The following is a 22,177-nucleotide window of genomic DNA, read 5'->3' as shown; positions in this document are numbered from 1 at the left end:
GCTCTACTGTGTCGACCAAGGTCGACACCCACCAGAGCAGAACGCCATTCCGACAGATCGCGGAAAACTGTCGAAGGCGGGGTGGGTCCGGTGGCGGGAGTGTCCGCGGCATGGATGCCGCGGCCAAGCCCCCATGGACGGGTTTACGGCGTCTCCCGCCACCGGACCCACCCCGCCAACCGTCAGGAAACCCGCTTCTGCTGTTGCTTCAGCCGTTGCGGTTGACGTTGCCTCTGCGGGTGCAGGGCTGCAAGCCCTGCCGAACAACCCTCAACCTTCGCAGTTGGCGAACACGTCGCGATCGCGCTCGTACAGCGCCGTCTTCACTTGCATCAGGCCCAGCACCGACGGGAACAGGTTGTCATGGTCGGTATACGCCGCCGAACGCTTGCGCACGCACTGCAGGTCCAACCCACGGCTGCTGGCGAAGCCCGGCGAGAACCACATCGTCATCGGCACACGGGTCTGCTCGGCCGGGGCGATCGCATACGGCACGCCATGCAGGAACAGGCCCTTTTCGCCCAGCGATTCGCCATGGTCGGACAGGTAGATCATCGCCGTGTCGTAATCCTGCATGCCCTGCAGCGTGCCGATGGTCTTGCTCAGGAAGTGATCGGTGTACAGCACCGCGTTGTCGTAGCTGTTGGTGATCTCTTCGCGCGAGCAGCGGCCGATGTCACGGGTGTCGCAGGTTGGCTTGAAGCGGGCGAAGGCGGCCGGGTAGCGCTCGAAGTACGCCGGGCCGTGGTTGCCCAGCTGGTGCAGCACCACCACCCGGTCGCCGGGCTTTGCGCGTACCTGGGTAGCCAGGTCCTGCAGCAGGATTTCGTCCATGCAGCGGCCATCGGCACACAGCCCCGGCGTGGTCGCATCGGACAGCGACTGGAACTCCAGGCCTTCGCACACGCCCTTGCAGCCGGACTGGTTGTCACGCCACAGCGGTGCGATGCCGGCGCGGTTCAGCACATGCAGCAGCGACTGGTGTGCACGGATCTTCTTCTCGTCGTACTCGTGGCGTCCCCACGGCGAGAACAGGCACGGCAGCGACACTTCGGTGCTGGTGCCGCAGGAGTGCATGTCGGGGAAGTTGATCACCGGTGCCTGGGCCAGTTCCGGGGTGGTGTTGCGGCCACCGTTGAGGCCCCAGTTCTGCGCACGCACGGTCTCGCCCATCACGATCACCAGCAGGCGAGGCTTGCTGGCCGCAGCGCGCGGCGTGGCCTTGGCGTCGGTGCCGATCGGCAGCTTCGGCGCGCGCTGCACCGGGTTGTCGCCACGCAGTGCACGCGGCAGGCCCAGCAGCACGTTGGCCGGGGTGGCGAGGTAACGCACTTCACGCTGGTTGCGCATCAGCGCGGAGACATCCTGGAACGAGATCAGCGCACCGCCAACGGCGGTCACCGCTGCCACGACCAGGAAGCCGACGCGCCACAGCAGGCTGCGGCCCCAGCTGCGGCGGCGCAGCTGCACGCGCCACAGCACGACCATCGGCAGGATGGCCAGCAACAGCACCGGCCACAGCAGCGACACGGTCATCAGCTCGCGGCTTTCCTTGGGGTCGGTCGCCAGCACGTTGCGCAGCATGTCCGCATCCAGGTAGATGTGGTAGCGGCTCATGTAGTGCGCAGCAAACGCTGTCACCAGCAGCAACAGGCTGATCACCACCTTGGCATTCCAGCGCCAGACCAGGATGCCCAGCAGCACACCGTGTGCACCCAGCAGCAACAGCAGCAGCGAAAGCCCGTAGCGCAGGCTGCCCGGATGGCTGGCCATCGCGCTGTGCCAGAACAGGCCGTTGCCGGCCACCGCAAAGAACAGGCTGGTCAGCGCGATCAGTGCTTCGGTGGAAAGCTGCGGCCGCCAGTTGCGAAGACCCGCAAGCGCGGGGAGGCGGGCGGGGCGTTGGACCGATGCACTCATGCGTTTGCCTCCTGGCGGTTGGGACGGTCCAGCTGACGGCGTGTCAGGACGCGTTTGACGATCAGATACAGGCCCAGCGAAAGCAGCCAACATATCAACGCAGTGGCAACGTCATGCGAAAGGAAATGGGCGCCCCGCAGCTGCTGGCTGACGCCGAATACCAGGCCGGTGCCGAGGCCGATCCACAGCCCGGCCAAGCGCCAGGACGGGCGCCACAGCAACGCGAAGAAATACAGGCAGAGCCACGCGTAACCTGCGCTGGCATGCCCCGCCGGGAAGCAGGCCTGCGCGGCCATGCCGGCCGGGCGTGTGGTGAACAGACCGATGAAAGGTTGGTTGCCACCATAGCGGAGCAGGTCCCAGGGGCATTCCATCGGCACCAGCGACTTCAGCAGGGAGATCACGCCGGTGCCCAGTGCCATGGCAATCACGACATAAAGCAGCGCCCATTGCAGAGTGCGATCGCGACCCTTACGCCAGTGGTGGAAGCACAGCAGGATCACGACCAGCGCCGCTGCCGTGCTCAGCCATTTGCCGGCCTTGTGCACGATGCTGCGGGTGATCCAGGCGTCCTGCAACGCCCAGTGGCCGCCTTCAAGGCGGAACAGATGATCGGCCACCCATTGATCGCCGCCGAAGCCCATCAGCAGCGTAAACAAGGGCAGACCGATTGCGACAGGCAGCCAGAGGTGAATTACGGCAAATCGAGACGCCAGTGGCGATGTCGCAAGCGGCGCTACCGAATCAAGGGGACGGACGGGCATGCTGGGAAAGGGCGGTTCGGGAATCCGCGGTCATGCTCGTCACCTGGATGTCGGAGAAGGGTCGGACGCTCGTTCGTGCCGGGTTAATGCTTGCCCGGCACGTGTCAACGTTCAGTCTTCTTCGGCGGTCGATCCTGTCCGCTCGGAGTGGCAGTCCGGGTTCCATGCCGTACCGGGAAGCAGTTGCCAACGATTCCTGTTGGCAACACCGATGTCGATCACCTTGGCCGGATCCACACAGGGGCTCATCGCGTCGTCCAGCACCAGCAGCCAGCGCTTGTCCGGTGCCTCGGCCAGCCACGGGCCGGCATCGTGCCATTGCTCGGCCCAGGGGCGCTTGAAGCCGAACTCGCGTACCGGGCGGTCGGCCTGCAGCAGGTTCTGTTCGCGCCAGGCCACCAGCGCCAGTTCGGCGTCTGGTCCGATCCGCGCGCCGACCCGGCGCATCAGCGCCGACGCCGAGGCGTAGGGGTCCAGCGCCGGAATCAGCACCAGGCCGTAGAGCATCCACAGCATGCCGTGGGTCAGCAGCACCAGCGTCGCCGCGCGGCGCACCCGCAACCAGACAATCAACGTCGCCAGCGCGATGGCGAAGGTCAGCAGGCCATCACCCAGCACCGGCAGCAGGGTGTCGGGCATCGCCCGGCGTTCCAGCTGGGCCACCGCCCACGGGTGTTCGGTCATCAGCATCACGCCCAGCGTGCCGGTGGCCAGCATCAGCACCACGCTGTAGCCGAACAGGTAGCGGCGCACGCACAGGCGGCGCAGCAGGCCGGGCAGCAATGGCGCCACGGCCAGGGCCATCGCCGGCAGCATCGGCAGCAGGTACACCTCGCGCTTGCCCGGGCTGGCGCTGAAGAACACCAGCACCAGCACGGCCCAGCCCAGCAGCAGCCACTGGCGGCGGTCGCCGCGGCGGATACGGCGCCACCAGGGCTTGAACAGCATCGGCAGCAGCAGGCTGCCCGGCAGCCACAGGGTCAGGATCACCTGCAGGTAGTACCAGGCGGGCTGCCGGTGGTGCCAGGCATTGGCGTAACGGGTACCGGTCTGCTTGAACAACAGCTCATGCGCGTAGGCCTGCAGTTCGGCCGTGGGCGTGTGCAGCAGGGCCCAGCCCAGCGGCGCCAGCCACACCCCGACACCCAGCAGGAAGGCCGGAATCAGCCACAGCAGGGTGGCCGGATGCGGGCCTTCCACCGCGTACCCCCGGCGACGCTGGTACAGCCACCAGCCAAACCAGGGCAGCACCATCAGCAGCGGCAGGAAGCCCACGCCCTTGGTCACGGTACCCACGCCGGCGGCAAAGCCGGCCAGCCACAGGGCGGGCAGATTGCGGCGTTCGCACAGGTGGCGCATCAGGCCCCACAGGGCCACGGTGGTCATGCCCACCAGCACCATGTCGATCTGCGCGCGCTTGGCCATCAGCCCGAACTGCAGGGTGCAGAACAGCGCCGCCAGGGCGTAGATGGAATGCCGTGGCGACCACAGCCGCCGTGCCAGGTCCGACACCAGCCACAGGCTGAGCAGGGCGCCCAGCAACGATGGCAGCAGGAACGACCACTGCCAGCTGCCGACGATCTCGTAGGCGGCGGCCTGCAGCCACATGAAGACCGGCGGCTTCTCCGCATACAGCTCCACGCCGCGGTGCGGCAGCAGCCATTGCCCGCTCTCGACCATGGTCCTCGCCGCCAGCACGAAGCGCGGCTCGTCCGGCGGCTGCGGCTGCCGAAGGCCGATCCCCGCTGCCAGCGCAGCAATGATCAGCAGCCACAACAGGGGCAGGCGCCAACGGCGGGGCAGGGCTACGGGCACGGCAGGCTCCGGGAGCAAAACGGCCATTCTGAGGTGGCGGGGGTGGGAAAAGCGTCAGAGCGGCGCCGGGGCGACCGCATTCCGACATGTGCGGCGCTACCATGGTACGAACTTCCGTGGATGTTTCGTGCATGCGTCTGTTGGTGATCGAGGACAACCGCCAGCTGGTGGCCAACCTGTTCGACTATTTCGAGTCGCGCGGGCATGTGCTCGACGTGGCGCCGGATGGCATCACCGGACTGCACCTGGCCGGAAGCCATCCGTATGACGCGGTCATCCTGGACTGGATGCTGCCGCGCATGGAGGGCCCGGAGGTGCTGCGCCGGCTGCGCGCCGAGCATGCATCGGAAGTGCCGGTGATCATGCTGACCGCGCGTGACGAGCTGCCGGACAAGATTGCCGGCTTCCGTGCCGGCGCCGACGACTACCTGACCAAGCCGTTCGCGCTGCCGGAACTGGAGGTGCGGCTGGAAGCGCTGCTGATGCGCGCGCAGGGCCGCAACCCGCGCAAGCGCCTGCAGGTGGGCGACCTGGTGCTGGATCTGGCCACCCTGGAAGCCCAGCGCGGCAACCAGGTGCTGCACCTGTACCCGGCCTGCCGCAAGCTGCTGGAGGTGTTGATGCGCGCCAGCCCGGGCGCGGTCACCCGCCAGCAGCTGGAATTCGCCCTGTGGGGCGACGAACCGCCGGATGGCGATCTGCTGCGTTCGCATGTCTACGAACTGCGCCGCAGCGTCGATGGTCCGTTCGCCGAGAAACTGATCCATACCCTGCCGCGGGTGGGCTACCGGCTGGCGGTGACCACCGCCAGCGATGCGAGCAAGGATGGCGATGAAGGCGCGTAAGCCGGGGCCGCTGTACCGGCGCGTGGTGTGGTGGTTGCTGGGCTATCTGGCGCTGCTGTCGATCGCGGTGTTCAGCGTCGGCAACTATGTGCATGAACATGCCGAGCATGCCGCCTGGCGCGCACTGCTCAATTCCGAACTTGACAGCATCGTCGAGCACGTCGAGCACGAGCCGCATTACCGCTGGCAGGATTCGGACACGCTCAGCCTGTACCGGTTCGATGCGGTCAACCTGCCCGAGGGCCTGCGCACATTGCATCCGGGGCTGCATGACGGCGTGATGGTCAAGGGGCGTGAGACGGCGGTGATGGTGCGCGAAACCGAGTCGATGGGCCGGGTCGCGCTGGTTCTGGACATCTCCGACTTCCATGACCTGGAACAGTTCGCCACGCGCTGGGTGATGCTGGCCGGGGTGATCATGATCTTCGTCACCGTGCTGATGGCGTCGTTCGGCATGGAGCGCATGGTGCGTCCGTTGAGCCTGCTGGCGCAGCACATCGCCGCGCTGCGGCCGGGCGTTCAGGGCCAGCGCATCGAGGTCGACCCGCGCGGCAGCTCCGAGCTGCATACCATTGCAGATGCATTGAACGACTACCTGGACCGCAACGAGCAGTTCGTCGAACGCGAACGGGTCTTCATCAGCACCGCCAGCCATGAACTGCGTACGCCGATCGCGGTGATGACCGGTGCTGCAGAGCTGGCACTGGAACAGCCGGGCCTGCCCGAGCGCGCGCGCCAGCAGATGCAGCGCGTATTGCGCACCGCGCAGAGCGTGGAGCAGCTGATCGAACTGTTGCTGGTGCTGGCCCGTGATCCGGCGCGTCTGGCCGCGCGCGCCGAGCGCATCGCGCTGGACCAGCTGTTGCCGGAAATCGTTGACGACCATCGTCATCTGCTCGGCGACAAGGACCTGAGCATCGGCATCCAGGCAGCGCCGGTGGATATCGTCGCGCCGTTGGCGGTGGTGCAGGCTGCGATCGGCAACCTGCTGCGCAATGCCATCGAGAACAGTGGGCGTGGTCACATCGAGTTGCGCCTGAGCTCGTCGGCGGTGTTGACCCTGCAGGACCCAGGGCATGGCATGAGCCCGGAGGAGATCGCGGCGATCCATGCGCGGATGGCCCGTGGCGAGCGCGCCGACCGTGGCGGCGGCATCGGCCTGGATCTGATCGCGCGGCTGTGTGAACACCTGGGCTGGACCCTGCAGCTGCATCCCTGTGACCCGCGCGGAACGCGTGCCACGCTCGATTTCAGCGCCTCACGTCCGGCCTGAACCGGCCGTCCTTCAGGATGCCAACCCTGGTTGGCATGCGGTCCGTCGACCCAGGTTGACGCCTACCCAGCCCAGGCTGGCCGCAATCCGGTAGATGCCAACCTCGGTTGGCATGCCGTCCGCATCACCGCCTGTTCGGCCGCGCCACGTGCTGGTCGATCAGGATCACATTGCCATCCGGATCGGCCAGCTGCAGATAGCCGGTGCCCTGCCCATCAGGGTCGGTGCGCACCGCCAGTTCGATGCCCTTCGCATCCAGCTCCGCCTGCAGCTCGCGCACGTCCTGGAAGTGGGGCAGTTCCTCCTTGTGCTGGTCCCAGCCCGGGTTGAAGGTGAGCAGGTTGCCTTCGAACATGCCCTGGAACAGGCCGATGACAATGCCGTTGTTGCGCATCACCAGCCAGTTCTGAGCCGGCTCGCCGCCGGTCACCGAGAAGCCCAGTGCTTCGTAGAAGGTGCGGGAGGCCGACAGGTCCCTGACCGAGAGGCTGACGGAGAAGGCGCCGAGCTGCATGGGAGAGGCTCCGGGAAAGGGCAGCCGGCACTGCAGCATGACCCGGCGTGAAGACAATGTTAATCTGCGGATGCGCCGCTTTATGCGGCGCTTTTTTTTCCCGCTCTTTCGATCGACAGAGGATCCCATGCCGACCGAACCCGCTACTGCCCTGATCAGCAACGACATCGTTGGACTGGGCCTGATTGCCGCCACCCTGGCCCTGATCTTCTGGGCCGCCAGTGGTCCGACCCCGTTGCTGAAGAAAATCTTCGCCTGGGTGCCGGCACTGCTGCTGTGCTACTTCATCCCCGCCATCTACAACACCGCCGGTGTCATCGACGGCCACAACACCTCGCTGTACAACCCGGTTGCACGCGACGTGCTCCTGCCGGCCGCGCTGGTCCTGCTGACCCTGTCGATCGACCTCAAAGGCATTGCCAAGCTCGGCCCCAAACTGCTGATCGTGTTCTGCGCCGGTACCGCCGGCATCATGCTCGGCGCCATCGTTTCGTTCCAGCTGATGAAGCTGATCCACCCGGAAACCGTGGCCGGTGATACCTGGGCCGGCATGGCGGCGCTGGCCGGCAGCTGGATCGGTGGCGGCGCCAACATGGTCGCCATGCGCGAAGTGTTCGGCACCGATGCCACCACCTTCGGCCAGTTCGCCGTGGTCGACGTGGCCTGCGCCAGCCTGTGGATGGCCATCCTGTTGTTCCTGGCCAACCGCGCACAGCAGATCGACACCCGCAACGGTGCTGACACCCGTGCCATCGACGAGATGAAGGCGCGCATCAGTGCCTACGAGGCGCAGAACGCGCGTATTCCCAGCATGACCGACCTGATGGTGATCGTCGGCGTGGCACTGGGCGGCGTCGGCCTGGCCCATGCCATCGCCGCGCCGCTGGCGGGCTGGTTCAAGGCCAATGTCAGCTGGGCCAGCCAGTTCAGCCTGGACAGCCAGTTCGTGTGGGTGATCCTGCTGTCCACCGCGATGGGCCTGGGCCTGAGCTTCACCCGTGCGCGCCGGCTGGAAGCCGCAGGCGCTTCGCGGCTGGGTACGGTGTTCCTGTACTTCCTGATCGCCTGCATCGGCATGCAGATGAACCTGCTGTCGCTGCTGGACCGGCCGTGGCTGTTCCTGCTCGGCGCGATCTGGATGGCCACCCACGTGCTGGTGCTGTGGGTGGTGGCCAAGCTGCTGCGCGCGCCGTTGTTCTTCTTCGCGATCGGTTCGCAGGGCAACATCGGTGCGGCCGCTTCGGCCCCCGTGGTGGCGGCGGCGTTCCATCCGACACTCGCTCCCGTGGGCGTGCTGTTGGGTACGGTGGGCTATGCCACCGGCACCGGGCTGGCCTATGTCACTGGCCTGATTCTGAAGTGGATGGCCAACGGCTGAGTCCGGGCCTCCGTGGGATCGCGTTCCCATGTAGAGCCGAGCCCATGCTCGGCTCTTTTTTTGCCGGCCGCGGGCGGAACTGTGCAGTACATACCGGAACGTATGGTGTCAGCGTCGTAGCGTAGGCAGCACCTGTCGCTCATCCGCAGCGACGTTGCCGGGGGCTGGAATGACGCAACGACAGATGATTCGCGGGGTTGCAGTGCTGGCGCTGCTGCTGGCCAGTGCGGGGGCAACTGCACAAGGTGCTGCAACTGCGCGTGGCGCCCAGGTTCAGGCCGTGACCGAGGCGAGTGCGCGCGAGGTGGCTTCGCTGATCACGCAACCGGGCTTTGCCGAGATCGTGCGCGGCACGCTGGTGGCATCGCCCGAGCAGGCCGTGGCACTGGATGCGGTGATGGAGCGCTTTGACCCGGATGTTCGTACCCGGGCCAGTGTCTCCCTGGCCAGCAACGATCAACGGTTGCGCCAGGCCAAGGGATTGTCGGAGCAGGGTGAGGGCCTGCTGCAGCTGCGCGCCTATGTTCCCGAGGGCCAGTCGCTGGCGGACACCGCTCCGCAACAGCTGTGGGTGGCCAGCCTGCCGCGCGGCAACGACCGGGACTGGACCACCTTGACCGCCTACGACGCGCAGGGCCGCGCGCATGTGCTGGATGCGAAGCGTGCGCCGTCATTTCCGGTGCTGATCGTCGATGTTGATACCCGCCGTTCGGTGCAGGAGGGCATGGCGCTGGTCAACGCCGGGTTGCGCGCACGCGGCCTGCAGTCACCCGAGCGCATCCAGCTGTCGGCCGATGGCGCGCGCGCGTCGCTGGATATCACCCGCCTCGACCGCATCCGCCTGGCCGATGACCAGGAGCCGTGGGCATTGGGCGCGGCCGAGGTGTTCGCGGTGGTGTCCGGGCTGCAGGTCGGCAAGGCCGAGCCGGAAATGGCCACGGTCGACATGCCCTACCTGGACTACGACAAGACCGACTACACCCCGCAGCAGGCGCTGATCCTGTGGGGCAACTACCGCTTCAACGCGGCCAACGTGCAGCTGTTCGAGGATGACGGCGACACCAACTACCAGGACCTGCTGGTGGCGTTGAGCAACGGTGTGAAGGCGGCACTGGGCGCGTTTGCGCCGGAGTATTCAGTGATCGCCGATATCGCCGGTGCGATTCTGAAGGCGATGCCAACGTCGTGGTTCTCCAACGACATCGATTACGTGGACAGCTTCTATCTGGTACAGCGTGGCCAGGCGTACACCGATCGCATGGGCGCGGCGAACAACGCCAGGGTCACGCTGACACCGATCACGCTGGTGGAGTAGGCCAGCAGGGCTTGCAGCCCTGCACCTGCTCAACGCAACGGCAACGGCCAGATCAAGAGCGGCATTCCGCAGGATGGCGGGGTGGGTCCGGTTGCGGGGGACGGCGCAAGTACGTCCATGTAGCCTCGGTCGCCGCATCCATGCGGCTCACGCCCCCGCAATCGGACCCACCCCGCCTTCGACAGTTGGCCGGCGTCCAGTAGATCCACGCCATGCGTGGATGAAATCTGTCAGATGTCGACAAACAAGATGGGGTCAGATCCGTTTTCCGAAGGAAAACGGATCTGACCCCGGTTGTGTCTTGCCGTCACCGGCAATCTGTCAGAGGCGGGGCACTGTGGGTTTGCGGGGTGTGAGCGGCATGGATGCCGCGACCAAGCCCCCATGGACGGGTTCACGGCGGCCCCGCAAACCCACAGTGCCCCGCCATCCCTCAGGAAGCCAGCTTCTGCAGGTGCCGTTGCCTCCGCGGGCGCCGGGCTGCAAGCCCGGCACCCACCCAGAACCCTCAGCAGCAGCGACCACCGTTGCGTCCGCCGTAGCGCGCTTCCTGGCGCTCGCGGAAGAACGTCTTGTAGTCCATCGGCTCCTGGTCCGGATGCTTTTCCAGCATGTGCCGGACGTAGTTGTCGTAATCAGGAATGCCACAGCACAGCCGTGCGGTCTGCACCAGGCGCCGCCAGATGCGGCGGTGCGCCTGGTACTGGCCGGCGGGAACCAGTTGCGTGCTCATCACAGGTCCACCATTTCATGCGGCTTCAGCGCCACGTACGGGGTCTCGCGGTCGCTGCGCTGCGGGTTGCGGCGTGCCGCCAGGATGGTCTTGATCGAATACACCAGCACTGCACCCACCACCAGCAGGAACAGCGCGGTCAGGCCGGTGTTGACGTAGGCGTTGACCACGATCTGCTTCATCTGCGCCACCGACTTGGCCGGTGCGGTGATGGTGTCGCTGGCGAGGGCGGCCTGGAACTTGTGTGCCTGGGCCAGGAAGCCCTGTGCCGGGTTGCTGTCGAAGATCTTGATGAAGCCGGCGTAGGTGGTGCAGATCAGCAGCCAGATGGCTGGCACCGCCGTCACCCACGCATAGCGGTCACGCTTCATCTTGAACAGCACCACCGTGCCCAGCATCAGCGCGATACCGGCCAGCATCTGGTTGGAGATGCCGAACAGCGGCCACAGCGTCTGGATGCCACCGAACGGATCGACCACGCCGGTGTAGAGCAGGTAGCCCCACAGCGCCACGCAGCCGGCGGTACCGATGATGTTGGCGGTCCACGATTCGGTCTTCTTCAGCGCCGGCACGAAGTTGCCCAGCAGGTCCTGCAGCATGAAGCGACCGGCACGGGTGCCAGCGTCGACTGCAGTGAGGATGAACAGTGCTTCGAACAGGATCGCGAAGTGGTACCAGAACGCCATCATCGCGTCGCTGCCACTGGGAATCGCTTCGTGCAGGATCTGCGCGATGCCCACCGCCAGTGTCGGTGCGCCGCCTGCGCGATGCAGGATGGTCGGTTCACCAATCGCCGCCGCGGTTGCGGTCAGCTGTTCGGGGGTGATGGTGAAGCCCCAGGTGTTGGTGATGTAGTGCGCCGCCGATGCGGCATCGGCACCGATCACTGCCGCCGGGCTGTTCATCGCGAAGTAGATGCCCGGATCGATGATCGAGGCCGCGACCAGTGCCATCACCGCCACGAACGATTCCATCAGCATGCCGCCGTAGCCGATGTAGCGCATGTGTGCTTCATTGGCCAGCAGCTTCGGCGTGGTGCCCGAGGAGATCAGCGCGTGGAAGCCGGACACCGCACCGCAGGCGATGGTGATGAAGAGGAACGGGAACATGCCGCCCTTCCATACTGGACCATCACCGCTGGCGGCGAACTGGGTCAGCGCCGGCATCTTCAGTTCCGGCATCACCACCAGGATGCCGATGGCCAGCGCGATGATGGTGCCGATCTTGAGGAAGGTCGACAGGTAGTCGCGCGGTGCCAGCAGCAGCCACACCGGCAGCACCGAGGCGACGAAGCCGTAGCCGATCAGCATCCAGGTGATCTGGGTGCCGGTGAAGGTGAACGCAGGGCCCCACACCGGATCGGCGGCGACCTTGCCGCCGTACCAGATCGCGGCCAGCAGCAGGATCAGGCCGACCACCGAGATCTCGCCGATCTTGCCGGGGCGGATGTAGCGCATGTACACGCCCATCAGGATCGCGATGGGCATCGTCGCGATCACCGTGAACATGCCCCACGGGCTTTCGGCCAGTGCCTTGACCACCACCATCGCCAGCACTGCCAGGATGATGATCATGATCAGGAACGCGCCGAACAACGCGATCGTTCCAGGCACCTGGCCCATTTCCTCGCGCACCAGATCACCCAGCGAACGACCGTTGCGGCGGCTGGACAGGAACAGGACCATGAAGTCCTGCACCGCGCCGGCCAGCACCACGCCCACCACCAGCCACAGCAGGCCGGGCAGGTAGCCCATCTGCGCGGCCAGCACCGGGCCGACCAGCGGGCCGGCACCGGCAATGGCGGCGAAATGGTGGCCGAACAGCACGTGCTTGTTGGTCGGCACGTAGTCCAGGCCATCGTTGTTGATCACCGCCGGGGTGGCCCGGGTCGGATCCAGCTGCATCACCTTGTTGGCGATGAACAGGCTGTAGAAGCGGTAGGCGACCAGGTACAGCGAAACTGCGGCGACGACGATCCACAGCGCATTGATGTGTTCGCCGCGGCGCAGGGCCACGGTGCCCAGACAGAAGGCGCCGAGCAGGGCGAGGGCCGCCCAGCCTATTTTGGAAAACCCTTTCATGAGGTGCTCTCTCCCGGAAAGACAGTCAAAGAGTCCCGCGTGCCCTCGGCAGGGTCAATTGGCACAGGACGAATCGGCGGTAGTACTTTGGTCGTACGCTTGTTGCGCTGACGTGCAGCGAACATCAGGGATGGAACAATCGGTTGCGGCGCTGTCCATTGGCGCGCAGCCGTGTGGCGTCCATCTTCAGTGGCATCCATCCAACAGGAGTCGCCATGAGCTTTCCCGAACCGGCCCGCGTGCTGCGGACCATCCGTGGCATGCCCACCTCCGACGGTGCCGGCGTGCGCCTGACCCGCGTCATCGGCGGCCCCACGCTGCCGGACCTGGATCCGTTCCTGCTGCTCGATGAATTCGGCACGGACCGTGCCGAGGACTACATCGCCGGCTTCCCGGAGCATCCACATCGTGGTTTCGAGACCGTCACCTACATGCTTGACGGGCGCATGCGGCATCGCGACAACCACGGCAACGAGGGCCTGCTGACCCCGGGCAGCGTGCAGTGGATGACCGCAGGCCGTGGCCTGGTGCATTCGGAAATGCCCGAGCAGGAAAGCGGGCAGATGCGCGGCTTTCAGCTGTGGGTGAACCTGCCGGCGAAGGAGAAGATGACGGATCCGAAGTACCAGGAATTCGCCCCTGAGCGGATTCCGGTCGTGCACCCGGAAGCGGGCGTGGACGTGAAGGTGATTGCCGGCAACGTGGATGGCACGCAGGGCCCGATCGTGCAGCCGGCCACCGAGCCGCTGTACCTGGACATCACGCTGGCCCCGGATCGCGCCTGGACCTATGCGTTGCCGGAAGGGCACAACGCCTTTGCATACGTGTTCGAAGGTGGCGTGACCGTGGGTGAGCAGGACGCGGCGCGCGATGTCGCCCGCCAGGAACTGGCGGTGCTGGGTGGTGGCGAGCAGCTGCATCTGTCGGCCGGCAGCGAGGGTGCGCGGCTGATCCTGGTGGCCGGTCGTCCGTTGCGCGAACCGGTGATGCGCCATGGCCCGTTCGTGATGAACACGCGGCAGGAACTGATGCAGGCCTTCGTCGATTTCCAGGAAGGCAAGTTCTGACGGATTGCGCCGGGCCATGCCCGGTGAAAGAAACCGGCAACGCCGCCGGGCCATGCCCGGCGGACGTCCCGCGCGTCGGATCCTGCGGGGATGCTGCCAGGCAGTCATCCCCGCCATCGTCAGTTCCCGGCAGCCACGGCCGACGGGGTCAGGCTCATGCCCTGCGCCAGCTGCTGCAGCGAGCCCAGTTCCTGCGCGCTGTCCGGATACAGCGAAATCTGCGCGTAACGCCCTTTGTCGAGCTTGACCACACTGATGCGGCGCTCGGCATAACCGGGCGGCTGCTGGCCTCCCAGATCGGGCTGGTACCAGTACAGCGATTCACCGCCGAAGCTGCCCTTTTCCTGGCGCAGCGAGCGGTTCAATGGAAGGTTGGGATCGCGCGCACTGAGCATCAGGGTCAGTACCTCGCGGCCATCGCCGGTGCTGGCGCGGCAGACCAGGAAATCGGCCTGTGCCTGCTGTTGCCACTGCAGGCCGCTGCTGGCCGGCAATGAAGGACATTCGGTGGGAGCCTGCGCGGCGGCCTGGGCCGCAGCGAACAGCAGGCTCGACAACACTACAGGCGCGAACTTCATGCATCCCCCAAGGTGGTGTGTCGTTGGCTCCGCCGGATGGACCGGCAGCCTTGGCATCCCATCCCCGGATGCCACCCCGGCCGGCATGTGCACGGACGGTCAACTCAACCTTAACGGAACGTGAGCGCTCGCACAAATTGCGGTTACAAGCGTAACCATTGCGGCCGAAGGTCGGCCGCAATGGTCGCGCACAGGTCTCAGCGGTCGTTGCCGATCCACTTGTAGATGATGCCGCCGATCGCACCGCCCAGCAGCGGGGCGACCCAGAACAGCCACAGCTGGCTGACCGCGCCGCTGCCGGCGAAGAAGGCCACGGCGGTGGAGCGGGCCGGGTTCACCGAGGTATTGGTGACCGGGATGCTGATCAGGTGGATCAGGGTCAGCGACAGGCCGATCGCCAGCGGCGCGAAGCCAGCCGGTGCCTTTCCATGGGTGGAACCCATGATCACGATGAGGAACACTGCGGTCAGCACCACTTCGCACAGGAAGGCCGCCGCCACGCTGTAACCGCCGGGCGACAGCGCGCCATAACCATTGCTGGCGAACGCACCGGCCTGGCTGCCGTCGATGGCGAAGCCGCTGGCCCCGGAGGCGATCTGCAGCAGGATGAAGCCGGCCAGCAGGCCGCCTGCCACCTGGGCGATGATGTACGGCACGAGGTCCCTGGTCGGGAAGCGGCCGCCGGCCCACAGGCCGATGCTGACCGCCGGATTGAAGTGCGCGCCGGAGATATGGCCGAACGCATAGGCGCCGGTCACCACGGTCAGGCCAAAGGCCAGGGCGACGCCGAGGAACCCGATACCCAGCGGATTGCCGTCACCGCCGAACTTGGCGGCCAGCACCGCACTGCCGCAGCCACCCAGAACCAGCCAGAACGTGCCGAGGAATTCGGCGGACAAGCGTTTACCCATGCTCATGTGTTGCACTCCTTTGACGGTGAAAGTGTGATTTATGTCACATTTCAGTGATCAGCGGGTGACTGTAGCGTCAACGCCGGGTGCAGGGATACACCTTCGGATGTGTGCAACACGCGATGTTCAGTACTGCGGCAGCGGGATGAATTCCTTGTCGTCGCCCGGAATGGTGCCGAAGCGGCCGGCTTCCCAATCGTGCTTGGCCTGCTCGATACGTTCCTTCGAGCTGGATACGAAGTTCCACCACAGATGACGCGGGCCATCCAGCGGCTCGCCGCCGAACAGCATCGCCTTCACCGGCGTCTTCGCGCGCAGGCGGCCACGCGCGCCGGCTTCCGGGATCACCAGGTGCTGCGCGGGGATGTCCACGCCATCCAGCTGCGCCTCGCCCTCGAGGATGTACAGCGCGCGTTCGCGATGGCCGTCGTCGATGTCGATTTCCGCATCCGGGTCGAGATCGATCGCCACGTTGAGGGTGTCGGCGAACACCTTCACCGGCGATTCCTCGCCATAGGCGCGGCCGGCGATCACGCGCAGCCAGGCACCGTTGCGGCGCTGCTCGGGCAGGGTGGCCGCCGCGTGGTGGTAGAACGCCGGTTCGATTTCCTCGTGCGACTTCGGCAACGCCACCCAGGTCTGCATGCCGTGGATCGGGTTGTCATGGTCGCGGTCCGGTTGCGGCGTGCGCTCGGAATGGGCGATGCCGCGGCCGGCGGTCATCCAGTTGACGTCACCGGGACGGATCACCTGGTCAGAGCCGAGCGTATCGCGGTGGCCGATCGCACCCGACCACAGGTAGGTCACGGTGGCCAGGCCGATATGCGGATGCGGGCGCACGTCGATGGCGGTGCCGGGGTGCATGAGTGCCGGGCCCATCTGGTCGACGAACACGAACGAGCCGATGCTGCGGGCCTGCAGGGTGGGGACGGCGCGACGGACTTCGAGGCCGCCGATGTCGTGCACGCGCGGGGCGATGATGGTGGTCATGCGGGCGTTCTCGCTGGCAGGGATCAGAGCGCCAGCATCGCATGCAGGTGTGACGGGGACATGCCCCGTATGGGTAACAGGTTGTTCCAGCCAACGGCGCAGCCCCTCGTGGCTGGACGCGCAATGCGTATCTCGTGCTTGGCCGGGCGGGTGGGTTGCGCAGGACACGCCGTGAACCCCGCTCCGCGGTCCGGCCCAGCCGCTGGCGGCTGTGCGTTCGGGCGCTTGCGAAGCAGTGCTTCGCAAGCAAAGCGTCCTCACCCATGGGGGCTCGATGGCGCCATCCATGGCGCCAACGGTCCTGCGCAACCCACCCGCCCGGCCTCTGACAGTTTCCGCGTGCGTCCAACCACGTAGAAGAAAAAAGAAAATCAAAATCAAAATCAAAATCAAACGCCGGTCGCTTCGCTCCTGGTGTCGACCAAGGTCGACACCCACCAGTTCGTAATGATCCGCCCCGCCCAACAAACAGAAAAGCCAGAGCCGGCTGTTGCTCCGGCTCTGGCTCTGGTTTTTGCTTCGGCGGTTGCCTCTGCGGGTGCCGGGCCGCAGGCCCAGCCGATAAAACCTCTTACACCACCGGTTCGCGCAGGGCGGGGTTGTCCCAGCCCGGGCGCGGGGCGAAGCGGTCGCCGTGGCGCTGCTGCAGCGCCTTCAGCCGCTCGACGATCGCATCGGCACCCACCGCCCGGATGTGCTGGATCGGACCGCCACGGAACGGGGCAAAACCGGTACCGAAGATCACGCCCGCATCCAGCAGGTCCGCATCGGCCACCACGCCTTCGTGCAGGCACGCCACCGCTTCGTTCAACAGCGGCAGGATCAGGCGGTCCTCAAGATCGGCCGGGGCCTGGTAATCGCTGGCCACGTCCGGCTTCTTCGGCTTGCCGTTCTCCCAGGTGTAGATGCCCTGGCCGTCCTTCTTGCCGCGCTTGTCCGGTTCCACCGTCTGCAGCGCGGCCGGAATCTGCAGGCCGAGGAACGGCGCCAGCTCGCGGCCGACGCCGGCGGCCACGTCCAGGCCCACGGTATCGATCAGCTCGATCGGGCCCATCGGCATGCCGAACTTCACCGCCGCCTTGTCGATCACCGGGCCCGGAATGCCTTCGGCATACGCGGTGGCCGCTTCCAGCATGTACGGGAACAGCACGCGGTTGACCAGGAAGCCGGGGCTGCCGGCCACCGGCACCGGGAACTTGCCCAGTGCCTTGCAGAACGCGGCCAGGCGGCGCTCGGTTTCCGGCGCCATGCCATCGTGGTGGATGATTTCCACCAGCGGCATCTGCGCCACCGGGTTGAAGTAGTGCAGGCCGGCGAACTGCGCCGGGCGCTGGATGTGGTCACGCAGTTCCACCAGCGGAATCGACGAGGTGTTGGTGGTCAGCAGTGCATCCACCTTCATCTTCGGTTCCAGCGTCTGGTACAGCGCACGCTTGGCTTCCGGGTTCTCGATGATGGCTTCGATCACCAGGTCGGCCTCGGCCACGCCGTTGCCTTCCAGGTCGGCACGCAGGCGTGCGGCCACCGCCGGGCGCTTGCTCTCGTCGCGCACCTTCTTGGCGAACAGCGCCTGCGCGCGTTCCATGGCCGGGTCGATGAAGCGCTGCTCGCGGTCCTGCAGGGTTACGTCGAAGCCCTTGTACGCGGCCCACGCGGCGATGTCGCCGCCCATCACGCCGGCGCCGACCACGTGCACGTGGCGGATGCCGGAGTCGCCGCCACCCAGGCCCTTCAGGCGCTCGGTCAGGAAGAAGATGCGGATCAGGTTGCGCGCGGTCGGGGTGCTGGCCAGTTTCACCACCGCACGGCGTTCGGCATCCAGGCGTGCCTGGATCGGCTTGCCGCCGCTGCGCTGCCAGGTGCTGATCAGCGCGTAGGGCGCCGGGTACTGGTCCTTCTTCGCCTTGCGCGCGACCTGCTTGACCATCTGCGGGGCCAGCAGGGTGCGGGCCAGCCAGGTGTTGGTCGCCCACGCAGTGGCGCGCTGCTTGAACGGGCGGGTGGTGCCGGACAGGGCCAGCGCCACGGCGGTATCGAGTACCACCGCCGGTGCCACCACCTTGTCGACCAGGCCGATGCCACGCGCGGCCGAGGCCGACAGGGTGCGGCCGGTCAGCATCATGTCCATCGCCGCCGGGGCACCCACCAGCTGCGGCAGTCGCGCGCTGCCACCCCAGCCGGGGAAGATGCCGAGCTGGGTTTCCGGCAGGCCGATGCGGGTGCTGCTGTCATTGGAGGCCACGCGATAGCGGCAGGCCAGTGCGAGCTCAGTGCCACCGCCCAGGCAGTGGCCATGGATGGCCGCCACGGTCGGGCAGGGCAGCTCGGCCAGCTTCTGGTAGGTGGCCTGGCCGCGGCGGATGGCGTCGTTGACGGTGCCGCGGCGGTCGAACTCCTGGAACTCCTTCAGGTCCGCGCCAGCAATGAACCCCGCCTTCTTCAACGACTGGATCACCACGCCCTTGGGCGGGTCCAGCGCGATGCGTTCCAGCAGGTCCCCCAGTTCCAGCAGCACGTCCTGCGACATCGCGTTGACGCTGCTGTCCTGACGATCCAGGGAGAGGACCACCACGCCGTCGTCGCGGATCTCGGGGTGCCAGTGGCTGAAGCGGAGACCATCGAAGCCTGAGAGCATGGACGTTCCATCCGGTTGTGTATGGAGAAGCGGCTATGATCCAGAGGTTGTTTCCCCCGCGTCAAATCCCAATAGCAGGGGAGTGGCGACCCCGGATCCATGGCCGTGGACCGGGACGCTAACGGAACGGTGGTTAAAAGCTGGTGCGGCGCCGGGTGATCGGCGACTGAACTTTTCCCGGGATTGGCAGTCTCATTGCCCGACGTCGGTTGGGCTGACAGGAGTGCGGCCCCTCATGGCCGAGGTTGATACACCACAGGAGCTGGATCTGGAACTGGTCCGGCGCGTGCAGCACGGCGAGAGCGCCGCGTTCGATGTCCTGGTGCGCAAGTACCAGCATCGCGTGGTGGCCCTTGTCGGTCGCTACATCGCCGACTGGAGCGAATGTCAGGACGTCGCCCAGGACACTTTCATCCGTGCCTACCGCGCGATCGGAAGTTTCCGTGGCGATGCCCAGTTCTCAACCTGGTTGCATCGAATCGCCGTGAATACCGCCAAAAACTACCTGGCTTCACACAATCGACGGCCACCGACCGATGACATCGACATCGGCGATGCCGAACAGTTCGACAGTGGTACGCGCCTGCGCGACACCGACACGCCCGAACGCGAGTTGATGCGCCAGGAGCTGGAACAGACGGTGATGAAGGCCGTCAACGCGCTGCCGGAAGAGCTCCGGTCGGCGATCACCCTGCGCGAGGTGGAAGGCCTGAGCTACGAGGAAATCGCGCAGAAAATGGGGTGCCCGATCGGCACCGTGCGTTCACGGATCTTCCGCGCGCGCGAGGCGATCGACACCGAACTCCGGCCGCTGTTGGACATCGGCAGCGCCACCCGTGAGAAGAGCCGCGTATGACCAGTAATCCGTTCAACGAATCGCAGAACCATCAATCGCCCGCCGGGCAGCGCCTGGACCAGCGCCATCGCGAGCAGCTGTCGGCCCTGGTCGATGGCGAGCTGGGTGCCGATGAAGCGCGCTTCCTGCTGCGCCGGATGGAGCATGACCCCGAACTGGCCGGCTGCCAGGAACGCTGGCAGCTGCTGGGCGATGTGATGCGCGGGCAGGCCTCGGCACTGGCGCCGGCCGGGTTCAGTGCCGCCGTGGCTGCCGCCATCGCGGCCGAGCCGACGCCGCAGGCCGAACCCCGCCGTCAGGTGCGCCGCAGTGGCTGGCGGGCCTGGGGTGGCGGCGCGGCCCTGGCCGCATCGGTTGCTGCGGTCGCCCTGTTCATAGGCGGCGAGAAGCTGAAGGAGGCCACTCCCGGCGAGCCGTTGGCACCGCAGGTGATCGCCAGCCAGGCAGAACTGCCGCCGGCGCCGTCTCAGCCGGCTCCGGTGACCGAAGCCTCGGTGGACACCGCCGCGATGGCGGTGGCCAGCGTGCCGGCCGTGGCGATGGCCGCGGCCAACCGCCGCCAGGACGCCCGCCGTGCCAGTGCCACGCGCAGCCAGCAGGCCGCACGTGCCGCCCAGCGCGACGACACCCCGCAGCGCGCCATCGCCGCCGCGCAGGCACCATTGACCCCGACCGTACCGGCCAACGCCAACCGCAACCTGCCGTTTGGTGAGGTCGGTGGGCTGCAGGCCCGGCCATGGCCGCGCTCCAGCCTGGCGCCCGCCGCCGGTGGTGCGCTCAATGCCAGCTTCCCGGCCCATGCCGGTGGTGCCGCGTTCTACCCGTTCGAGCCGCGCCTGCAGGACGACCTGCCGGTGCCGCCGCGCCCGCGCGACTGAGCTGGGCGCCTTCACGCCCCGCCGTCGGCGGGGCCCGTATTCCTCTTTCCACCCGATCCGGAGGTTGCCGTCCGATGACTCCCCGACTCCGCACGCAGGCCATTGGCCTGCTGGCCCTGACCCTTCCGCTGATGGCCTGCGCACAGGCGCCGGCGCCTGCCGCGCAGACCCAGCCTGCGCCGGCCGCGGCGCCGCGGGCGCCCGCGGCGCCGCTGGTCAGTGGCCTGCCCGACTTCACCAACCTGGTCGAACAGGTCGGCCCGGGCGTGGTCAACGTCGACACCACCATCGTCCGCAACAACCGCCAGGCCTCCCGCGGCCCGATGGGCGGCGACGATGACATGCCGGAGTTCTTCCGCCGCTTCTTTGGCCCTGACTTCCCGATGCCGGGGCAGGGCCCGGGTGGGCAGGATGGCGGTCCCAGCATCAAGGGCCGTGGCATGGGCTCGGGCTTCATCATCTCGCCCGATGGCTATGTGCTGACCAACTACCACGTGGTGGCCGACGCCAGTGACGTGAAGGTCAAGCTGGGCGACAGCCGCGAGTTCACCGCCAAGGTGGTGGGCAGCGACCAGCAGTACGACGTCGCCCTGCTGAAGATCGACGGCAAGAACCTGCCGACCGTGCGCGTGGGTGACTCCAACACCCTGAAGCCGGGCCAGTGGGTTGTCGCGATCGGTTCGCCGTTCGGCCTCGACCACTCGGTCACTGCCGGTATCGTCAGTGCACTGGGCCGCAGCACCGGTGGCGCCGACCAGCGCTACGTGCCGTTCATCCAGACCGACGTGGCGATCAACCAGGGCAATTCCGGTGGTCCGCTGCTGAACACCCGTGGCGAAGTGGTCGGCATCAACTCGCAGATCTTCTCCGCCTCCGGCGGCTACATGGGCATCAGCTTCGCGATCCCGATCGACCTGGCGATGAGCGCGGTCGAGCAGATCAAGAAGAGCGGCAAGGTCACCCGTGGCCAGCTGGGTGCGGTGGTCGAGCCGATCGATGCGCTGAAGGCGCAGGGCCTGGGCCTGCCCGACAGCCGAGGCGCGCTGGTCAATCAGATCGTCGCTGGCAGTGCCGCGGAGAAGGCCGGTGTGCAGATCGGCGACGTGGTGCGTTCGGTCAACGGCAGCCCGGTCAACAGCTGGTCCGACCTGCCGCCGCTGATCGGTGCGATGGCGCCGGGCAGCCGTGTCACCCTGGGTGTGATCCGCGATGGCAAGCCGCGCGATCTCAGTGCCACGCTCACGGCGCTGAGCGAAGACGGTCAGGGCAATGCCCGTGCGGCGGCTGCCGCCAAGCCCGATGCGGCACCGCAGGCCGGCGCCAACGCCCTGCTGGGCCTGGACGTGAGCGACCTGACCGCGCCGCAGCGCAAGCAGTTCGGCCTGGATGGCAACGAAGGCGTGCGCATCACCGGGGTCAAGGGCCAGGCGGCGCGTGATGCCGGCCTGTCTCCTGGCATGGTGATCCTGCAGGTCGGCCGCACCCCGGTCGGCAGCGTGGAGAGCCTGAACCGGGCGCTGTCCAGCTACAAGAAGGACGACGTGGTGATGCTGCTGGTGCGCACCGGCAACGGCAACAGCGCCTTCGTGGCGGTGAAGGCCGGCCAGTAAGGCCTGCCCGGGCC

18 protein-coding genes are annotated in these 22,177 nt (G+C 66.8%); 8 read left to right on the top strand and 10 right to left on the bottom strand.

The window, feature by feature from the left end:
• Positions 1-270 precede the first annotated feature (270 nt).
• The 3 genes from AC5P88_RS15455 to AC5P88_RS15445 all read right to left on the bottom strand — a co-directional run bounded on the left by AC5P88_RS15455 (position 271) and on the right by AC5P88_RS15445 (position 4,499).
• Positions 271-1,920, bottom strand: coding sequence for a phosphoethanolamine transferase (locus AC5P88_RS15455; protein ID WP_495225444.1), 1,650 nt, complete (start codon positions 1,918-1,920; stop codon positions 271-273).
• Positions 1,917-2,684 carry a phosphatase PAP2 family protein gene (locus tag AC5P88_RS15450; protein WP_495225443.1) on the bottom strand — a complete coding sequence of 256 codons (768 nt, stop codon included), beginning with the start codon at positions 2,682-2,684 and terminating at the stop codon, positions 1,917-1,919. Before AC5P88_RS15450 ends, AC5P88_RS15455 begins: the two co-directional genes overlap by 4 nt.
• Positions 2,685-2,795: 111 nt before the next feature.
• Complete coding sequence (locus AC5P88_RS15445) at positions 2,796-4,499, bottom strand: ArnT family glycosyltransferase (protein ID WP_495225442.1); 1,704 nt, start codon at positions 4,497-4,499, stop codon at positions 2,796-2,798.
• A 131-nt stretch (positions 4,500-4,630) separates the two neighbouring features.
• On the opposite strand from AC5P88_RS15445, the gene AC5P88_RS15440 reads away from it, so the two are divergent.
• Both AC5P88_RS15440 and AC5P88_RS15435 read left to right on the top strand, forming a co-directional pair.
• Positions 4,631-5,344, top strand: a complete 714-nt coding sequence (locus AC5P88_RS15440) for a response regulator transcription factor (protein WP_459048347.1) — start codon at positions 4,631-4,633, stop codon at positions 5,342-5,344.
• Complete coding sequence (locus AC5P88_RS15435; protein WP_111205302.1) at positions 5,331-6,617, top strand: sensor histidine kinase; 1,287 nt, start codon at positions 5,331-5,333, stop codon at positions 6,615-6,617. The genes AC5P88_RS15440 and AC5P88_RS15435 overlap by 14 nt, the downstream gene beginning before the upstream one ends.
• Before the next feature lie 124 nt (positions 6,618-6,741).
• Here AC5P88_RS15435 and AC5P88_RS15430 read toward each other — a convergent pair whose 3' ends face one another.
• On the bottom strand, positions 6,742-7,131 hold the full coding sequence (locus AC5P88_RS15430) for a VOC family protein (protein ID WP_459048348.1): 390 nt from the start codon (positions 7,129-7,131) through the stop codon (positions 6,742-6,744).
• A gap of 127 nt (positions 7,132-7,258) precedes the next feature.
• Between AC5P88_RS15430 and AC5P88_RS15425 the strand changes: the two genes are divergently transcribed.
• Positions 7,259-8,509, top strand: coding sequence for a DUF819 family protein (locus AC5P88_RS15425; RefSeq protein ID WP_049445483.1), 1,251 nt, complete (start codon positions 7,259-7,261; stop codon positions 8,507-8,509).
• A gap of 184 nt (positions 8,510-8,693) precedes the next feature.
• Entirely contained in the window at positions 8,694-9,824 is a 1,131-nt protein-coding gene (locus tag AC5P88_RS15420) for a DUF3103 family protein (RefSeq protein WP_181358251.1), read from the top strand.
• Between the two features lie 508 nt (positions 9,825-10,332).
• Here the strand turns inward: AC5P88_RS15420 and AC5P88_RS15415 are convergent.
• Together AC5P88_RS15415 and AC5P88_RS15410 are read right to left on the bottom strand one after the other, a co-directional pair.
• Positions 10,333-10,557 (bottom strand): YbdD/YjiX family protein, encoded by a 225-nt coding sequence (locus AC5P88_RS15415; protein WP_005410613.1) that lies wholly within the window; start codon positions 10,555-10,557, stop codon positions 10,333-10,335.
• A complete protein-coding gene (locus tag AC5P88_RS15410) occupies positions 10,557-12,638 on the bottom strand; it encodes a carbon starvation CstA family protein (protein ID WP_049427667.1) in 2,082 nt (693 codons plus the stop codon). The genes AC5P88_RS15415 and AC5P88_RS15410 overlap by 1 nt, the downstream gene beginning before the upstream one ends.
• Before the next feature lie 215 nt (positions 12,639-12,853).
• On the opposite strand from AC5P88_RS15410, the gene AC5P88_RS15405 reads away from it, so the two are divergent.
• The gene (locus AC5P88_RS15405) at positions 12,854-13,705 is read left to right on the top strand and encodes a pirin family protein (protein WP_111205298.1); all 852 of its coding nucleotides are present in this window, start codon (positions 12,854-12,856) and stop codon (positions 13,703-13,705) included.
• Between the two features lie 119 nt (positions 13,706-13,824).
• On the opposite strand, the gene AC5P88_RS15400 is transcribed toward AC5P88_RS15405, so the two are convergent.
• From AC5P88_RS15400 to AC5P88_RS15385, 4 genes are all read right to left on the bottom strand, one after another.
• Complete coding sequence (locus AC5P88_RS15400; protein ID WP_495225440.1) at positions 13,825-14,283, bottom strand: hypothetical protein; 459 nt, start codon at positions 14,281-14,283, stop codon at positions 13,825-13,827.
• A 197-nt stretch (positions 14,284-14,480) separates the two neighbouring features.
• On the bottom strand, positions 14,481-15,200 hold the full coding sequence (aqpZ, locus tag AC5P88_RS15395; RefSeq protein ID WP_495225439.1) for an aquaporin Z: 720 nt from the start codon (positions 15,198-15,200) through the stop codon (positions 14,481-14,483).
• Positions 15,201-15,320: 120 nt separating this feature from the next.
• Positions 15,321-16,184, bottom strand: a complete 864-nt coding sequence (locus AC5P88_RS15390; RefSeq protein ID WP_049427674.1) for a pirin family protein — start codon at positions 16,182-16,184, stop codon at positions 15,321-15,323.
• 571 nt (positions 16,185-16,755) lie between these two features.
• Positions 16,756-18,819, bottom strand: coding sequence for a 3-hydroxyacyl-CoA dehydrogenase NAD-binding domain-containing protein (locus AC5P88_RS15385; protein WP_106551284.1), 2,064 nt, complete (start codon positions 18,817-18,819; stop codon positions 16,756-16,758).
• Between the two features lie 235 nt (positions 18,820-19,054).
• On the opposite strand from AC5P88_RS15385, the gene rpoE reads away from it, so the two are divergent.
• The 3 genes from rpoE to AC5P88_RS15370 all read left to right on the top strand — a co-directional run bounded on the left by rpoE (position 19,055) and on the right by AC5P88_RS15370 (position 22,163).
• Complete coding sequence (rpoE, locus tag AC5P88_RS15380) at positions 19,055-19,675, top strand: RNA polymerase sigma factor RpoE (RefSeq protein ID WP_005414197.1); 621 nt, start codon at positions 19,055-19,057, stop codon at positions 19,673-19,675.
• Positions 19,672-20,553 (top strand): sigma-E factor negative regulatory protein, encoded by an 882-nt coding sequence (locus AC5P88_RS15375; protein ID WP_495225438.1) that lies wholly within the window; start codon positions 19,672-19,674, stop codon positions 20,551-20,553. Before rpoE ends, AC5P88_RS15375 begins: the two co-directional genes overlap by 4 nt.
• Positions 20,554-20,627: 74 nt before the next feature.
• The gene (locus AC5P88_RS15370; RefSeq protein WP_495225437.1) at positions 20,628-22,163 is read left to right on the top strand and encodes a DegQ family serine endoprotease; all 1,536 of its coding nucleotides are present in this window, start codon (positions 20,628-20,630) and stop codon (positions 22,161-22,163) included.
• The last annotated feature ends 14 nt before the right edge of the window (positions 22,164-22,177 follow it).

It is taken from the genome of Stenotrophomonas sp. YJH_SMC_8, assembly GCF_059371315.1.
This window is presented reverse-complemented; position numbering and strand designations above follow the sequence as displayed.

Excerpts from the sequence above, each read along its gene's own strand:
- AC5P88_RS15455 (WP_495225444.1), bottom strand. The coding sequence starts at position 1,920 with ATGAGTGCATCGGTCCAACGCCCCGCCCGCCTCCCCGCGCTTGCGGGT.
- AC5P88_RS15450 (WP_495225443.1), bottom strand. The coding sequence starts at position 2,684 with ATGCCCGTCCGTCCCCTTGATTCGGTAGCGCCGCTTGCGACATCGCCA.
- AC5P88_RS15440 (WP_459048347.1), top strand. The coding sequence starts at position 4,631 with ATGCGTCTGTTGGTGATCGAGGACAACCGCCAGCTGGTGGCCAACCTG.
- AC5P88_RS15435 (WP_111205302.1), top strand. The coding sequence starts at position 5,331 with ATGAAGGCGCGTAAGCCGGGGCCGCTGTACCGGCGCGTGGTGTGGTGG.
- AC5P88_RS15430 (WP_459048348.1), bottom strand. The coding sequence starts at position 7,131 with ATGCAGCTCGGCGCCTTCTCCGTCAGCCTCTCGGTCAGGGACCTGTCG.
- AC5P88_RS15425 (WP_049445483.1), top strand. The coding sequence starts at position 7,259 with ATGCCGACCGAACCCGCTACTGCCCTGATCAGCAACGACATCGTTGGA.
- AC5P88_RS15420 (WP_181358251.1), top strand. The coding sequence starts at position 8,694 with ATGATTCGCGGGGTTGCAGTGCTGGCGCTGCTGCTGGCCAGTGCGGGG.
- AC5P88_RS15415 (WP_005410613.1), bottom strand. The coding sequence starts at position 10,557 with ATGAGCACGCAACTGGTTCCCGCCGGCCAGTACCAGGCGCACCGCCGC.
- AC5P88_RS15410 (WP_049427667.1), bottom strand. The coding sequence starts at position 12,638 with ATGAAAGGGTTTTCCAAAATAGGCTGGGCGGCCCTCGCCCTGCTCGGC.
- AC5P88_RS15405 (WP_111205298.1), top strand. The coding sequence starts at position 12,854 with ATGAGCTTTCCCGAACCGGCCCGCGTGCTGCGGACCATCCGTGGCATG.
- AC5P88_RS15400 (WP_495225440.1), bottom strand. The coding sequence starts at position 14,283 with ATGAAGTTCGCGCCTGTAGTGTTGTCGAGCCTGCTGTTCGCTGCGGCC.
- aqpZ (WP_495225439.1), bottom strand. The coding sequence starts at position 15,200 with ATGAGCATGGGTAAACGCTTGTCCGCCGAATTCCTCGGCACGTTCTGG.
- AC5P88_RS15390 (WP_049427674.1), bottom strand. The coding sequence starts at position 16,184 with ATGACCACCATCATCGCCCCGCGCGTGCACGACATCGGCGGCCTCGAA.
- AC5P88_RS15385 (WP_106551284.1), bottom strand. The coding sequence starts at position 18,819 with ATGCTCTCAGGCTTCGATGGTCTCCGCTTCAGCCACTGGCACCCCGAG.
- rpoE (WP_005414197.1), top strand. The coding sequence starts at position 19,055 with ATGGCCGAGGTTGATACACCACAGGAGCTGGATCTGGAACTGGTCCGG.
- AC5P88_RS15375 (WP_495225438.1), top strand. The coding sequence starts at position 19,672 with ATGACCAGTAATCCGTTCAACGAATCGCAGAACCATCAATCGCCCGCC.
- AC5P88_RS15370 (WP_495225437.1), top strand. The coding sequence starts at position 20,628 with ATGACTCCCCGACTCCGCACGCAGGCCATTGGCCTGCTGGCCCTGACC.